The organism is Actinomadura sp. K4S16, assembly GCF_008327685.1.
Lineage (GTDB): Bacteria > Actinomycetota > Actinomycetes > Streptosporangiales > Streptosporangiaceae > Spirillospora.
Genome location: NZ_BDDE01000012.1, coordinates 572,988 through 587,855, shown reverse-complemented (window position 1 = coordinate 587,855; position 14,868 = coordinate 572,988). Strand labels below are relative to the sequence as shown.

At 71.1% G+C, this 14,868-nt stretch carries 16 protein-coding genes; 6 read left to right on the top strand and 10 right to left on the bottom strand.

Features of this window, described 5'->3' with window-relative positions; all coding sequences use genetic code 11:
• Positions 1-198: 198 nt before the first annotated feature.
• Complete coding sequence (locus K4S16_RS44330; protein WP_160160913.1) at positions 199-771, bottom strand: hypothetical protein; 573 nt, start codon at positions 769-771, stop codon at positions 199-201.
• Between the two features lie 135 nt (positions 772-906).
• On the opposite strand from K4S16_RS44330, the gene K4S16_RS13970 reads away from it, so the two are divergent.
• Entirely contained in the window at positions 907-2,157 is a 1,251-nt protein-coding gene (locus K4S16_RS13970) for a D-alanyl-D-alanine carboxypeptidase family protein (protein ID WP_235036779.1), read from the top strand.
• A 113-nt stretch (positions 2,158-2,270) separates the two neighbouring features.
• Here K4S16_RS13970 and K4S16_RS13965 read toward each other — a convergent pair whose 3' ends face one another.
• From K4S16_RS13965 to K4S16_RS13940, 6 genes are all read right to left on the bottom strand, one after another.
• The gene (locus K4S16_RS13965) at positions 2,271-3,695 is read right to left on the bottom strand and encodes an aspartate aminotransferase family protein (protein ID WP_149259318.1); all 1,425 of its coding nucleotides are present in this window, start codon (positions 3,693-3,695) and stop codon (positions 2,271-2,273) included.
• The gene (locus tag K4S16_RS13960; protein ID WP_149259317.1) at positions 3,685-5,046 is read right to left on the bottom strand and encodes an MFS transporter; all 1,362 of its coding nucleotides are present in this window, start codon (positions 5,044-5,046) and stop codon (positions 3,685-3,687) included. Before K4S16_RS13960 ends, K4S16_RS13965 begins: the two co-directional genes overlap by 11 nt.
• Positions 5,043-5,651 carry a TetR/AcrR family transcriptional regulator gene (locus K4S16_RS13955; RefSeq protein ID WP_149259316.1) on the bottom strand — a complete coding sequence of 203 codons (609 nt, stop codon included), beginning with the start codon at positions 5,649-5,651 and terminating at the stop codon, positions 5,043-5,045. Before K4S16_RS13955 ends, K4S16_RS13960 begins: the two co-directional genes overlap by 4 nt.
• A gap of 33 nt (positions 5,652-5,684) precedes the next feature.
• Positions 5,685-6,905, bottom strand: coding sequence for a CdaR family transcriptional regulator (locus K4S16_RS13950; protein ID WP_235036778.1), 1,221 nt, complete (start codon positions 6,903-6,905; stop codon positions 5,685-5,687).
• Positions 6,906-7,035: 130 nt separating this feature from the next.
• Positions 7,036-7,665, bottom strand: coding sequence for a LysE family translocator (locus K4S16_RS13945; RefSeq protein ID WP_149259314.1), 630 nt, complete (start codon positions 7,663-7,665; stop codon positions 7,036-7,038).
• A 68-nt stretch (positions 7,666-7,733) separates the two neighbouring features.
• Positions 7,734-8,345, bottom strand: coding sequence for a TetR/AcrR family transcriptional regulator (locus K4S16_RS13940; protein ID WP_149259313.1), 612 nt, complete (start codon positions 8,343-8,345; stop codon positions 7,734-7,736).
• Between the two features lie 193 nt (positions 8,346-8,538).
• Between K4S16_RS13940 and K4S16_RS13935 the strand changes: the two genes are divergently transcribed.
• A complete protein-coding gene (locus K4S16_RS13935; protein WP_149259312.1) occupies positions 8,539-9,720 on the top strand; it encodes a cytochrome P450 in 1,182 nt (393 codons plus the stop codon).
• 187 nt (positions 9,721-9,907) lie between these two features.
• Here K4S16_RS13935 and K4S16_RS13930 read toward each other — a convergent pair whose 3' ends face one another.
• Together K4S16_RS13930 and K4S16_RS13925 are read right to left on the bottom strand one after the other, a co-directional pair.
• Positions 9,908-10,093, bottom strand: coding sequence for a DUF397 domain-containing protein (locus K4S16_RS13930; protein ID WP_149259311.1), 186 nt, complete (start codon positions 10,091-10,093; stop codon positions 9,908-9,910).
• Positions 10,084-10,887 (bottom strand): helix-turn-helix transcriptional regulator, encoded by an 804-nt coding sequence (locus K4S16_RS13925; protein WP_149259310.1) that lies wholly within the window; start codon positions 10,885-10,887, stop codon positions 10,084-10,086. Before K4S16_RS13925 ends, K4S16_RS13930 begins: the two co-directional genes overlap by 10 nt.
• Before the next feature lie 206 nt (positions 10,888-11,093).
• Between K4S16_RS13925 and K4S16_RS13920 the strand changes: the two genes are divergently transcribed.
• Together K4S16_RS13920 and K4S16_RS13915 are read left to right on the top strand one after the other, a co-directional pair.
• On the top strand, positions 11,094-11,492 hold the full coding sequence (locus K4S16_RS13920; RefSeq protein WP_149259309.1) for an ATP-binding protein: 399 nt from the start codon (positions 11,094-11,096) through the stop codon (positions 11,490-11,492).
• Positions 11,471-11,839 (top strand): hypothetical protein, encoded by a 369-nt coding sequence (locus K4S16_RS13915; protein WP_149259308.1) that lies wholly within the window; start codon positions 11,471-11,473, stop codon positions 11,837-11,839. Before K4S16_RS13920 ends, K4S16_RS13915 begins: the two co-directional genes overlap by 22 nt.
• Positions 11,840-11,888: 49 nt before the next feature.
• On the opposite strand, the gene K4S16_RS13910 is transcribed toward K4S16_RS13915, so the two are convergent.
• Positions 11,889-12,236, bottom strand: coding sequence for a cytoplasmic protein (locus K4S16_RS13910; protein WP_149259307.1), 348 nt, complete (start codon positions 12,234-12,236; stop codon positions 11,889-11,891).
• Between the two features lie 22 nt (positions 12,237-12,258).
• Between K4S16_RS13910 and K4S16_RS13905 the strand changes: the two genes are divergently transcribed.
• On the top strand, positions 12,259-12,888 hold the full coding sequence (locus K4S16_RS13905; protein WP_149259306.1) for a TetR/AcrR family transcriptional regulator: 630 nt from the start codon (positions 12,259-12,261) through the stop codon (positions 12,886-12,888).
• 638 nt (positions 12,889-13,526) lie between these two features.
• On the top strand, positions 13,527-14,822 hold the full coding sequence (locus tag K4S16_RS13900) for an HNH endonuclease signature motif containing protein (RefSeq protein WP_160160912.1): 1,296 nt from the start codon (positions 13,527-13,529) through the stop codon (positions 14,820-14,822).
• Positions 14,823-14,868 lie beyond the last annotated feature (46 nt).

Here is a 14,868-nt window from a genome sequence, read left to right as displayed (position 1 = left end):
CACGCGGCACGCCCCGCCCCCGAACGCCCCCAGGGCGAAGCTCCCCAGGAAGACCCAGGCGACGTCCAAAAACCACGCGGCAAGCGAGCCCGCCCGGCGCCCCCCGACAGCGAACGCGGCCCGCAGAACGCACCCGCACCCGCCGCACGCCAGGAAACACCTCGCGAAGCGCGCGGGAACGCGGCGCAGCCCACCCGATCACAACAAGCACCACCCCAGGAGACCGAGCATCCCCAAGGCGCGGCCCCACGCCACAACCCGGCCCAGCCGCAACGCCAGGAACGGCCCGGTGACGCCCGCGAAGCGCGTGGGAACGCCGCACCACCTGCCGCATCCCGTCAGGCGGCACCTCGGGAGTACGAGCGGCCCCAGGGCGCGGCTCCACGCCCCGCTCCTGCGCAGCCGCAGTGGCAGGAACGTCCGGGCGACGTCCATGAAACACGGGGCGATCGGGGCCGACACGCGCCCCCTGACACCGAACGCCCTCAGGGTGCGCCGGCGCCACAGCAGGAACGTCCCGGCGGAGCGCACGGGAGCGCGGCGCCGGCCGCCTCGCGGCATGTGGTGCCTCGGGAGAACGAGCGGGGCCAGGGTGCGGCCCGTTCCGCTCCACCGCAGCGCCAGGAACGTCCCGGTGACGTCCACGAGTTGCGCGGCAACCGGGCGCTGCCCGCGCCGCAGCGGCACCCCGCCCCGCCCGACACCGAACGGCCCTGGGGCGCGGCCGGGCCGGGGACGCAGCAGGAAGCGCCCGGCGACGTCCGTCCTCAAGCGCTCTCCCCTGCCGGACCCACGCGGATCGAGCGGTTGCCTGACCTGTCGTCGCAGGGCGGTCCCTGGGAGGCTTCGCTTCCGGCCCCGACGGCCCCGACAGCCCCGACGGCGCGGACGTCCGGGCAATGGAGCGTGCCCTGGGACGGGGAGGCGCCACCTCCCCAACCGCCCGAGCCCGCCGTGGCGGAGAAGCGCAAAGGCAAGCGGCGCTGGCTCGTCGTGGTCGCGGCCATGCTGGTCCTCGTGGCCGGGGTCGCGGCGGGGCAGCTGCTGCGGCCGCCGCCCGACCCGACGGTGCGGCTGACCATCGCGTCCAGCCACACCTTCCCCGGGCAGGCCCCGACGCTGCCGTGGCCCGGGGTGGGCCAGGCGGTGCTCTACGTGGACGGGGTCGGGACGATGGGCTCGTCGGGCGGGGCGGTGCCGACGCCCACGGCGAGCGTCGCCAAGGTGATGACGGCCTACGTGTACCTGAACGACCATCCGCTGAAGCCCGGCGAGGCGGGGCCGGTGCTGACCGTGTCGCCCCAGGCGGCGGCGCAGATCCCGGCGCGCAAGAGGCGCGGCGAGTCGCTGCTGGAAGTCACGGCCAACCAGCGGCTGACGCAGCGCAAGGCGCTGGAGGCCCTGCTCATCATCTCGGCGAACGACGTGGCGCACGAGCTCGCGCGCTGGGACTCCGGCAACGAGCAGGCGTTCGTGGCGAAGATGAACGCCGCGGCGCAGCGGCTCGGCATGACCTCCACGCGCTACACCGACCCGAGCGGCTACCACTCCGGCACCGTCAGCACGGCCGCCGACCAGGTGAAGCTGCTGCGGGCGGCGATGAAGATCCCGGCGTTCACCGAGATCGTGAACAACCGGATGTACGTGCCGGACGGCGGCGGCTCCCCCCGGCAGGGCGGCAACTTCATCCTCGGACGCAACGGCGTGGTCGGCGGCAAGACCGGCTACACCGACGCGGCGGGCGGGAACTTCGTGTTCGCCGCGCGCCGGGACGTCGGCGGCGCGCAGACCCTGATCGTCGGCGCGGTGATGGGGCAGCGCTCCCCCAGCGCGGCGGACGCCGTCAACACGGCGGAGGGCATCCTCGTCGCGGCCGAGCAGGCCATCGTCGCGGCGCCGCTGGCGCGCCCCGGCCAGACGGTCGCCTGGCTCGACGACGGGCTCGGCGGCCGGAAGGCGCTGACCGCCGCGTCGCCGCTGAACGTAGTCGGCTGGCCCGGCCTCACCGTGCCCGTCCGGTTCGACGGCGACCCGCCCGCCGAGCCCGAGCGCGGCGCCAAGGCCGGTGTCGTGGACGCGGGCGCCGCCCGGGTGCCGGTGAAGGTCGGCACCGGAAGCCCCCCGTCCATCGTCAAGCGACTGACGCGCTTCGGCTAGCGACGTTGACGCGCGGCGTGCCGCCCCTGTCCAAGCGCTGACAGGGGCAGCGCGCCGCAAGTCGACGCGGGGAGCGTCGGCGTCGAGCCGGCCGACGTCCGCGGACCCCGGCGTCAGGCGTACAGGGCCGACAGGAAGCGGATCAGCAGGGCCTCGCGGGTGGCGGGCGGCAGGGCGTCCAGGATCGCGTTGACCATGGCCATCTCCGGTTCCGCGCCGCCAGCGAGGTCCACGCCGACCGACGCGAGCAGCCCCGCGAACCCGGCGTCGTCCAGGCTGTCGAGGTCGAGGCCGGCGAGCGCCTCCACCAGGTCGGACGGGACGTCCGGCGGCCCGGCGGCGCGGGCGGCCTTCACCGCGTCGGCCAGCGCGGCCAGGAGCGCGTCGACGTCGCTTACCCCGGTCAGCGTGAAATGCAGGTTCGGCGGGATGCCCTGGTAGGACAGCTGCGGCTGGAAGAACCAGCCGCGGGCGCGGGCCTCGTCGGCTACGACGAACACGTCCAGCTCCGGGTCGGACGAGGCGACGGCGACGAGCGGGGCGGCGGGCTCGCCGAGCACCCGCAGGCCCGGAATGCCCGCGATGCCCGCGGCGAGCCGCTCGGCCGCGCTCATCGCGGACTCGGCGAGCTCCCGGTAACCGCGCGCGCCGACCGCCATGAGGGTCGCCCACGCCGCGCCCAGCGGCCCCGCGCTCTTGCTGCTCTGCACGCCCGCGTTGATGACGGTGTAGCCGGGCCATTCGGCGGACGCGAAGTACGCGTGCCGGCGGAGCGACTCGTCCGCGAACAGCACGACCGAGGCCCCCTTGGGCGAGTAGCCGTACTTGTGCAGGTCGCAGGAGAGGGACGTCACGCCCGGCACGGACAGGTCGAACGGCGGGACGTCCCGTCCGGCGTCGCGCAGCCAGGGCAGCACCCAGCCGCCGACACAGGCGTCCACGTGGCACGGCACACCGGCGGAGGCGGCGATGGCGGCGATCTCCGGGACCGGGTCCATGACGCCCTGCGGGTAGGACGGCGCGGAGGCGACGACGAGCACCGTGCGGGGCGTGAGCGCGGCGGCGGTCGCGGCCGGGTCGGCGCGGAACGCGTCGTCCACGGGAACGTGCACGACCTCCAGGCCGAGGTAGTGCGCGGCCTTGTGGAACGCGGGGTGCGCCGTCGCCGGCAGGACGATCTGGGGCGTGCCGTCCACCGGCCGGGCATCCCGCGCCGCCTTCACCGCCAGCATGATCGACTCGGTGCCGCCGCTGGTGAAGATGCCCGACCCGCCGCCGAGCTTGCCCGCGACCGCCCCGACGATCCGGCGTTCGAGCGCGACGATGCTGGGGAAGGCGGTCGGGTCCAGGCAGTTCACCTCCAGCATCTCCTGGTAGGCGGTGGCGGCGAGGTCGTGCACCGCCTCCCGCCCGGTGTCGTAGACGTAGGCGGTGACCTGGCCGCCGCGCACGGGCAGGTCGGCGTCCCGCAGCCGGGCGAGTTCGGCGAGCAGCTCGGCGGCGGGGCGGCCGGCTTCGGGAAGGGGGTCAGACGGCATGTTCCGGTGTTTCCTCGATCGGGAGGTGGGCGGCGGCCCGCCGGCGGTAGGCCAGCAGGAGGGGGACGCTGAGCAGCAGGAGCACGGCCGGGACGAGCGTGAACCCGGCGGTCAGCCCGCTGAGGGCGGAATCCGGCTGGACGACGGGGGTGTCCAGGTCGGAGGACTGGAACGAAGAGGCGGCCAGGATCAGCGCGAAGACGCCGGGGCCGAGGGCGAGCGCGCCCGTCTCCGCCGCCGTCCACAGCCCGGTGAAGGCGCCGGACTGCGCGTGCCCGGTCCGCCCGGCGTCGGCGTGGACGGTCTCGGGCATCAGCGACAGCGGCAGCAGCTGGACGGCGGCGTAGCAGACGCCGACCACGGCGCTGAGGGCGAGGACGCCGGCGGTGGAGGTGATGAGCGGGTAGGCCGCCGCGGCGGCCGCGGCGAACACCACCAGCGCCGCGGCGTAGCAGCCGACCTCCCCGTACCTGCGCGCCAGCCACCGCCACAGCGGGACGGCGAACGCGCTCGGCGCCACCATGCAGACGAACATCGCCGAGGTGAGCCCGTAGTCGTCCAGCCGGTAGGTCGCGACGTAGGGCGCGCCCGCCAGCATGATCGCGACGGCGAGGGTGTTTCCGACGTGCGCGCCGAGCAGCAGGAAGAACGGCCGGTTGCCGCGGGCGGTGCGCAGCGCGGCGACCAGCCCGAGCGGGTGCGGTCCCGGGCGGGAGGGGATCCAGCGGGTCGCCAGCGTGCTGGCCACCATCGCCGCGCCCATGATGAGCCCGATCACGGCCCCCATCAGGGCGTATCCGGCGCGCCCGCCGCCGGCGGCGCCGGTCAGGACGGGCGCGAGGCCGCCGGCGACCAGGATGCCGACCGTCAGGCAGACGACCCGCCACGCCATCGCTCGGCCGCGCTCGGACGGCTCGCCCGAGATCTCCGCGGGCAGCGCCACATACGGCACCTGGAAACACGCGAACGCGCTCGCGGCCAGCAGGAACATGATCCCGGCCCAGCCGGCGGCGAACCCCGGGGAGTCGACCGGGACGGCGAACATCCCGGCGAACAGCAGCGGCAGCGTCACCGCGCCCAGCAGCAGCAGGCGGGTGCGGCGCCCGGTCCGGACGGCCTCGCGGTCGCTGGCGGCGCCGACGACCGGGTTGAGCAGCACGTCCCACGCCTTGGGCACGACCAGGACGGCCCCGGCGATCGCGGCCGTCACGCCGAGGACGTCGGTGAGGTAGTAGAGGAGGAGCAGCCCGGGGACCGAGGAGAAGACACCGGTGCCGATCGAGCCGACGCCGTAGCCCAGGAGGCGCCGGCGGGGCAGTGCGGTATTCGTTTGGAGCGGCACGTTGGTCATCCGGCGCCGCCGGAGCGCATCCGGATCGCGGCGGAAACCGTCCGGCGCATGTGGGCGCGGAACCGGGCGACCGCCTGCGGGTCGTCCAGTTTCCGGCGTTTCCCCTGCTGGTCGAGGATGCCGCCCGCACCGAACCCGTGCGTGCACCAGACGACCGTCCACACGAGGTAGTCGAGATCGACCTCGTCGCCCACGACCGCGCGGACGGCGTCGCTGGTCATCTGCATCAGCGGCCGGACGTAGTCGTCGTCCAGATGCGCGACGTCTGCGGCGTCCGACAGCCACCGGTGCATCCACAGGGCGGGGATCTCGGGCTGCTCCAGGCAGAGCACGACGTACCGGTCGACGAGGGTGAGGAGGCCCTCCTCGTCCGGGGTCATCTCGGCGATGGCCTTCTCCAGCACCTGCCGCTCGGCGCGGTGGGCACGTTCCATGACGATGAGGTACAGGTCGCGCTTGCCGCCGACGTGGTAGGCCACGGTGGCGACGTTCAGCCCCGCCGCCTCGGCGATCATGCGGGTGGACGTCCCGTCGTAGCCCAGCGCGGCGAACAGCCGGGTCGCGGCCTCGATGATCCGCTCTCGCCCGTTGTCGCTGCTGCTCATGCGGCCAAAGCTAGGCGCTCGGACCGCGCTCGGTCAATCGCTTGATTGAACCGCCGGGGGCGCGGTGAGCCAGACGGTCAGCACCATCTCCAGCTCCAGCCGCAGCTCCGGCTCGTACATCCGCTCGCCGAACAGCTCCTCCAGCTGGTGGAGCCGGTACCGGACGGTCTGCGGGTGGACGTGCAGCCGGTGCGCGACCTCGGTGGCGTTGAACCCGTTCTGCAGGCAGGAAAGCAGCGTCCGCATGAGCCGCTCGCGGTGCCGGGGCCGGACGCTCTTCAGCGGCGCCAGCCGCTGCTCCGCGACGGCGCGCACCAGTTCCTCGTCCTTGAAGACGACGAGCGCCGGCATGTGCTCGGCGCAGCGGATCAGCCGGTCGGACGGCAGGATGCCGCGGCGCGCGAGCGGCAGCGCCTCCCGGGCCCAGCGCAGGGACCTGGCCGCGTCCTCGGTGCGGACGGTGGGTCCGAGCGCGGCGACCCAGTCGCGCAGCGCCGACTCCAGCATCCGGCCGCGTCCCGGGCCCTCGGGGTCGGGGACGAGCAGGCAGGGTTCGCGGCGGTTGACGTCGGCGAGCACCTCGGGCGGCAGCGACGGCGGCGAGAACGGCCGCCGCTCCCGCTCGTACAGGACGACGGCGGCCACCGTGCGCGGGACGCGCCACTGGGCGAGGCGGGCCAGGTCGGCGACGGCCTGCGGGGCGGCGGGCGGCTCGGCCAGCAGCAGGTCGAGCAGCCGGCGGCGGCGGTGCTCCAGCTCGCCGGCCTCCTGCGCGCGGGCCTTGGTGTAGCCCTCGGTGGCGGCGCGGGCGATCTCGTCCAGGAACGCGAAGATCGCCTCGGCGATGCCGGCGAGGGTGCGCGGGGAGATGTCGTACCGCTCCGACTCGGCGGCGAACCGGCGCCAGGCGACCCGGGCACCGAGCCGCATCGAGGTCTGCAGGACGTCCAGGCTGCGGCCCTCGCGCGCCTCCGCCCAGCCGATCTCCCGGTAGACGGCGGCGACCGGCTCCCAGGAGCTGCCCGGGTCCATGATGAGGTCGACGAACTGGCGCAGCGCACCCTCGACGGCGAGCCGGACGAGGCGCGCGTACTCCTCGTCCTGCGGCCGGGAGTACTCGGGGATCCCGGCGAGGATCTCCTCGATCATCTCCTCGGCGAGCGCGTCCAGGTGAGGCCGGAACATGGCGGACAGCTCACGGGGGACGCCGGCCAGGGGCTTCAGCGGTGAGCGCTCTCCAAGGCTCGTCGTCACGTTCTCACCTCCCGCACCGGAAGCTACAGAGGACCTTCCGGGCGGGCTGCAAGACGCGCTACGCATTGCGCAGCGTCACTTATAAGCGAACTGACAAACCCACCATGCCGCGCAGGAGCGCGACCGGACTTCACGCACGGCGGGGGCTGGGCGCGGCGAACACGGCCGCGGCGCCGAGCGCGAGGTAGATCAGCCCGGTCGCGTGCCGCTGCCGCCGCCGGAACGCGGGGCGGGCCCGCAGCCAGGCACCGATCGAGCCTGCGGCGACCGCGTAGACGATGTCGCTAGCCAGCCCGATCAGCGCGGTCGCGGCCCCCATCACCGCGATCTGCAGCGGCACCGCGCCCGCCTCCTGGTCGACGAACTGGGGCAGGAACGCGAGGAAGAACAGCACGACCTTCGGGTTGAGGACGTTGACGAGCACGCCGTCCAGGTAGACGCGGCGAAGCGGCCGCGGCCGGAGGACGGGTTCCCCGGCCTCGTGGCGGGTGCGCAGCGTCCGGTATGCAAGGTAGACGAGGTATGCGGCGCCCGCGTAGCGCAGGAATCCGAACGCGGTCGCGGACGCGGCGATGACGGCGGACAGCCCGGCCGCCGCCGCGGCGATGTGGACGAGCGTGCCGGTCTCGACGCCGAGTGCGGACGCGATCCCGGCACGGCGCCCTTCGCCGATGCTGCGCGTGGTGATGTACAGGTGGTTCGGGCCCGGGATGGCGACGAGCGCCAGCGCGGCCAGCAGGAACAGCAGGGGGTTCGTCACATGCGCACGCTATGACCTGGGATGGTCTACGTCCCAGGTCCAATCAGCGTCGCGGCGAGTGGACCAAATCAGGTCGGAGTGGGGGCGGCGAAGGCGCCGGCCAGGACCAACCGGCCCGCGGTGCGGACCATCGAGGCGACCTCGTCGGCCGGCTGGCGCAGCGAGGCGAGGCTGATCAGCGCGGCGAGCAGGATGTGCCCGAGGACGATCTCGACGTCGTCCCGCTCGGGCACCGGGTCGCCGATCGCCGTCGAGAGCCGGTCGCGCAGGAACAGGAACAGCACGGTGCGGGCGTCGTCGACGCTGGAGTCGTCCGAGGTCACGGCCTGGATGATCGCCGAGGTCAGGGTGGGCTCCGCCGCCGCGACGTACACGATGCGCTCCAGCAGCGCGGTGAGCCGCTCCTGCGGGGTGTCGCCGACGGCGAGCGCGTCGATGTCGTCGGTGACGCGGTGCGCCCACGTCGCCGCCACCTCGGTGAGCAGGTGGTCCTTGGTGGCGAAGTACCGGTAGACGGTCGCGCGGGCGACGCCGGCGCGGTCGGCCACGTCGTGCATGGTGACGGCCGGGTAGCCGCCCTCCAGCGCGAGTTCGCGGGCGGAGTCGATCAGCCGCTCGCGCCGCGCCTGCTGATCCTTGCTCAGCGTCCGCGTGACGGTGAACCGCGCATCGCCGCTCAATTCGCCCTGCCTCTCCGCATGGCCCGCCTCGCCGTGACCGTCCCCCATTCTTCCGTACATCGGCCCCGAACGCGTGCATCCCGGACGTACGCCCCCTTTACCGGCGGCGCCTTCCGATCCACGATAGACCTACCGCTTGCTTGGTGAGATCGTGGTCTCGACTCACGTCTCCCCCGTCCCGAGGAGCGAGCCCGTGGACATCGACCTGCTCGACGGCGAGATGTACGCCACCGACCCCTGGTCCGTCTACGCGCGACTGCGCGCGGAGGCGCCCGTCTACCACGACGAGGAGAACGGCCTCTGGGGCGTCTCGCGCCACGCCGACGTGTTCGCGATCGAGCGGAACCCCAAGGTGTGGACGAACTCCGGCGGCTACCGCCCGCAGCTTCCGGCCGACCCGTCGATGATCGGACAGGACGACCCCGAGCACGCCCACCGGCGCCGCATGGTCTACCAGCGCTTCACCCCGCGCGGCGTCTCCCGCTACGCCGAGCGCATCCGCGCGACCGCCGTCGACTGCATCACGACGGCCCTGGATGCGGGCACCGTGGACGCCGTCCCGGCGCTGGCGGCTCCACTGCCCGCCCGCGTCATCGGCTGGCTGCTCGGCTTCCCGGAGGACGCCTGGCCGCGGCTCGTCCACTGGTCGGCGACGGCCGTGTACGCGGGCGGCGGCCTGCGCTACGTCACCGACGACGCGACGATCGCCGCCGGGGAGTACGCCGTCGCGGTGCTGGAGATGGCCAAGGACCGCCGCGCCTGCCCGACCGACGACCTGCTGTCCGTCTGGTCGAACGCGGGCCCGGACCAGCCCGCCTACGACGACGAGCACCTCGCCCACGAGGCGCTGCTCCTGCTGGTCGGCGGCGCCGAGACGACCCGGACCGTCATCGCCACCGCCCTGGACGCCCTCATCCGCAACCCGGCGGAGTGGCGCAAGCTGCGCGACGACCCGTCCCTCATCCCGGACGCCGTCGAGGAGTTCGTCCGCTGGACGACCCCCATCCTCAACATGTGCCGCGTCGCCGCGACCGACGCCGAGGTCGCCGGCGTGAAGATCCCGGCAGGCGGCCAGGTCCTCCTGATGTACGGCAGCGCCAACCGCGACGAAGCGGTCTTCGAGGACCCGGACGTCTTCGACGTGACCCGCCGCCCAGGCGACCACATAGCCTTCGGCCTGGGCCCCCACTTCTGCCTCGGCGCATCCCTGGCCCGCCTGGAACTCCAGATCTTCTTCGAAGAGTTCACAGCCCGCGTGGCCACCGCCGAATGGGCCGACGACCAGGGCCCCCGAATCCTCCGCAACGCCTTCGTAAGAGGCGTAACCGAGTTCCCCATAACCCTCACCCCCGCTGACCGACCCGGACCTCATTGAGGCGCCGGAAGGGGTGGGGCTCCCACTGAACTTCGGACCGTCCCGGACTTCGCTGTCCCAGAGGTCACGGCCCTCACACCGGGAAGGCTAGTTCTGTACAGTTAGAACCGGCCTTGAGATGCCATTGGACTATGCCACATTCGCGACGGCCCATGACCGCCGGTCGCTTTCCGGTTCGAACAGTGCGCTAAAGGTTCTTGAGGACTCTGGTGAAGTGCCGAAACTCCCCGGGGCTGATGACGAGCTTGGGACCGTCAGGGTCCGTGCTGTCACGGAACGCCACCACCAGCGAAGTCCTGGCAATCTCAACGCAGTTGTCGTTCTGAACCGTGCTGCGTGAAGCCTTGCGCCACACTGCCTTGCTCAGGTCCATCTTTCCTCGATCACCTTCCTGATCAGCGCTCGACTGTCCCTTACATTGAGCGCCTCCGCCTGCAGACTAGCGAAGGTCTCGTTGAGGCTGGCAAGGTCCTCAGCGGATGCGCTGGTCACGCCCTCGGTCGCGTTCACGATGTATGCCGCTTCACTACGGTCGGACTGTGTCGCTATGGCGAAGGCCGCCCGCGCCTCCTCAACATAGACGGGCGGGAGGATCTGGACTCGGATCCCGTCTCGGCGGGACAGGTCAAGCAGATAATCGAGCTGCTCACGCATCACCTCGACGGTGCCGACTTGCCTGAGCATGACGCTCTCCTCCAGCACCACGAATATCTTTGGCATCGGACTGCACATGACTTGCTTCTGCCTGCTCATGCGGGACGCGGTGTCATCGGGGTTCTTCAGGATCGCGCCTGCGTACGCCTCGGTCTGAAACAGTCCGTTCACGATGTGCGTCTCGTAGACACGGATAAGGCCGGCTGTCAGTTCCACCTTCGGGAAGTTGACGAAGTAGGTCGCGTACTTGGTCGACTTGATCGTTTCCAGCAACTCGTTCCATGCCTGGATGATCTCTCCGTTGGCACGCAGCGCGCCGTCCAACCGGTTGGCGAAGTCGAAGCGGCATCGAGTCTTGCCACGCTCGACGTGGCTGACATAAGCACGCGAAACGTGCACCAAGGCAGCCAGTGCCGTCTGGTTCAGACCCGCCGCCTCACGTAACCGTCTTACCTCTGCCCCGAAGGTCCTGAGTTCAGGCCTGTCTTTGCCCTTACCTCTCGGCTCAGCCATCTAGCTTCTCCTCGCAGGCCTGCAACCAGTGCGCTAATGAATGCAACCAAAATGGGGGTGCTTCTCCGGTCACCTATTAACGTACTCCGCCCTGTGGCTTGATGGTGTTCATTCGATAACACAGGGTGATCGAGCAGGTTTCTTCCGGTTTTGCGGGGTTAGCCCGTTTGAGATCGCCCTCTGTCCAGGCTGGGAGGGGTTCACCGATGCCGGGAGTACTGCTCGCGCCCGAGGCGCCGCCGCTCGTTCTGGAACCGTCCGACGAAGCCCCCGCGCAAGCGCGGCGCTACCTCATCGGCCGGTTCCGCGAACTCGGGCACGCCGACGACTTCGTCGGGCGGCTTGTGGTTACGGAGCTGGTTACCAACGCCTACAAGCACGTCGGGGTCGGGCACATCGTCGTGCGGATCTTCCCGGACGTGCGCGAACCGCTCACCGTCATCGAGGTGTGGGACGAGAGCAGTGCCCACCCCGTCATCCAGTGCGCATCCGACGAGGCCGAGGGCGGGCGCGGTCTGGTGCTGATCGAGCAGCTCGTCCATGACTGGGGCGTCCGGCCGCTCAACGAGGAAGGGAAGATCACATGGGCTCGCTGCGCCCGCTGATCGTCCAGGCGGGAGGGCGTCTGCTGTGGTGGCAGACCCGCGCGACGGCCATCCTCCACCTGGAACTGCTCGCCGCCGCGATCGAGGCCAAGGGCTACCGCTGCATCAAGCACTACCAGGCCGACGACTTCCCCACCCGGTCGCCGCTGCTGTGGATCCTCGCGTTCAGCCCGGACGACCACGTCCGCCTGGCAGTGCGCGTCCGTGCCACGCCCAGCCGGAACTGGGCCTACTTCGAGGTCGGACGCGGCAAGCACGGCTACCTCTCCCCCTGCGGTGACACCGAACGCGCCGCCGGCGAGGTCGACGCGCTCCTCAAACACCGCATGTTCCCGTCCACCTGGTGACGGTGAACGTCACCGCCTGCTGCTTCGGCCAGGTGGTGCCGGGCGGTGTTCAGGAGGCGGACGGTCCCAACGCGGCTTCCTGGCGCGGGGCGCCGGGGCGGGGTTCTTTTAGTTCGATGAACACGGAATGGGTGGGAGTGCTGCCGACATTGCGGCCCTGGTGCTCCTGCGCGTCCAGCCAGCGGGCCTGGCCTGCCTCCAGGTCCACCCGGGCCTCTCGGCCTCCCGACGAGATCACCCGCTGGAACGAGGACAGGGTCACCATGACGCTGTCGGGATGGGAGTGCAGGTGTGTCGCATCACCCGGCGCATCCCGGTATTCCAGCACCCGCACCCGGTCGTTCTCCCACAGGACCCGGTACAGCTCCGGGTCGGTGACCACTGGATCCTCGTTCATGGGACTACAGTACCATGACGGGATGGCAGTACCATATGAGTCGACCGGACGCGTACGGCAGAAGCAGCGCACGCGCAATGCCCTCGTCGAAGCCGCCCGGTCCCTGCTGGAAGGCGGACACACCCCGACCGTGGAACAGGCGGCCGACGCCGCCGGCATCTCCCGCACCACGGCCTACCGCTACTTCCCGAACCAGAAGCACTTGCTCCTCGCGGCGATACCGATCATCGACCGGCCCAGCCTGCTCGACCGGGACGCACCCGATGACGTCCACGCTCGCCTCGACCTGGTCATCACCGAGCAGACGAAGATCCTGCGCGAGTGGGAGCCGCAACTGCGAGCCGCCCTGCGGGTGTCCCTGGAACAGGGACCGCAAGCGCCGCCCGACGTCCGTCCCGCACTACGGCAAGGCAGGGCCCTCACATGGATCGAGGACGCCCTGGCGCCTCTGGCCGAGTCGCATCCGCAGATCGTCCGCAGACGACTCGCCGTCGCGATTCGCGCCGGCTGCGGAATCGAGGCTTGGGTCTGGATGGTCGACATCGCCGCCATGCCACGGCCAGAGGCCGCGACACTCATGCGCGAGTCGGCACAAGCGCTGCTGACAGCGGCACTGGCACGAAACTGCACATCTTCCCGCCCACACCCTTGAGCAGATGGAACGTGCAGGCACCTTCCGGGAGGCCGCCTCTCCCCGGGCAGGGCATGTCCACGTGTTCGGGTGGTGGCACCGCCCACACTCAGTTCCCCACCGCGCTCCGCCGATAGTGACCTTCACAGGGCTCACGGGGCGCCGGCGCGTCGTCCGCTCGCCACGACCTCCGGCGAGCGGACCGCAGTGCGGGTTGTCCCGCCGGATGATGTTTGCGCCGACCAGGATCGCGTCGCAACCGACCGGACCTCGTCCGCCCGAGCAATGTCCGCCCGAGCAATGTCCGCCCGAGCAATGTCCGCCCGAGCAATGTTCGTTGTCGGACAGCAGGAGGCGCTCCGCGGTCGCATCGTCGATATAGCCGGCGGCCGAGGCTCAGTCATCGATGCCTCCACGCCGCCTCCGCGCCAAAAATAGTGATCAAGGGTTCGATCATCCGGGTGATGCTCTCCACCGGGTCATCGCGTGCGTCCAGCGCGGCGAAGTTGTCGCCTCGGGCGGCAATGTCCGGACTTTCCAGGAATTCGAATGTGATGCCGGCGCCTGAACTATCGCTATGGTGACAATAATCAACCTGCAATCCCGAGGCAGCTCGTTCACCCGTTCGATATGCTCTGTGTATGTGTTCGGTTACGGATATGGATCTCGTTGTGGCGTCCACCCAGGAGTTGGTGGACGCCGCTGCCGCGATCGCCGCCGAACTCGCTACCCGTCCCGCGCCCGAGTCGGCTGCGGTGTGCATGGAGTTCGCCGAGACGTTAGCGGCGGCGGCGGACGCCCATGAGGCCGCGTTGGCCGGGTTCGTCGCCCGCGTGGACGCGGCAGGTGAGACGCGCCGCTGGGGGTTGCCGTCCACGCAGGCGTGGCTGCGGTCCCGGCTGGGCATGCGCGATGCCCGCGCCAAGGAGCGCGTCACCCTGGCCCGGCAGCTCCACCGCCTCCCTGTGGTCACCGAGCTTCTGGCCAGAGGTGAGTTGTCCTACGGATACGCCTCCACCGTGGCCGACGCCATCGCCCGATTGGATGACGAGGACTGCGCGAAGGCCGAGACTCTGCTGCTGGACATGATCGGCCAGGGTTTCTCGCCCGGGAAGGTCGCCGCGTTCGGGCGCCGCATCCGGGAGGTCATCGCCGAACGCGACGGGCGCGAGCGGCCGCCCGAGGAGGTGCAGCGCGGGTACGAGCGGTCCTGGATTGACTCCACCCGCTCGCTGGACGGCGGCCGCTACATCAAGGGCTGGCTGAACGCCGAGGACGCCGCCGTCTGGGACGGCACGCTGGGCCCGCTGGCCAAGCCGGCCGGGCCCGACGACCACCGCGACCTGCCCGAGCGCACCGCCGCCGCACTGAGCAGCGTGCTGTCGGGCGGGCACAAGGCCACCAAGGTCACCGTCATCTGCGACCTGGACACCCTGACCGGCGGCCAGGCACAGGCGAGGTTGACCGACGGGACACCGATTCCTGCACCGCAGGCCCGCCGCATCGCCCTGGCCGCCGGAGTCTCACCCCTGCTGCTCGCAGGAGGCAACACGCCCCTCTACCTAGGGCACAAAGTCCGCTTCGCCACCGCCGCCCAACGCCAAGTCCTGGAGACGCTTTATCCCACGTGCGCGGTGCAGGGCTGCGAGGTGCCCGGGACGCTGTGCGAGGTCGACCACGTCAACGGATGGGCCCTGGGCAAAAGCCCCACCGACATCGACAAACTCGCCCTGTGCTGCGGATGGCACAACCGCTACAAACACACCCACCCCCAACACATCCACACCACCCACGACCCCGCCACCGGCCGCTACCTCTATCGGCTCCACCCACCACCCGACAAAACAACCCACCCACCAAACACCAACCCACGACCCATCGAGCCACAGACGGCCCACCCACGAACTGAGCCGCAAACGGCCGAGCCGTCCGCCACCCTCAATCGGGCCGCATAAGGGGCTGTGACCATGAACGTTCACTGGGCGTAGCACCGGGCGCAGG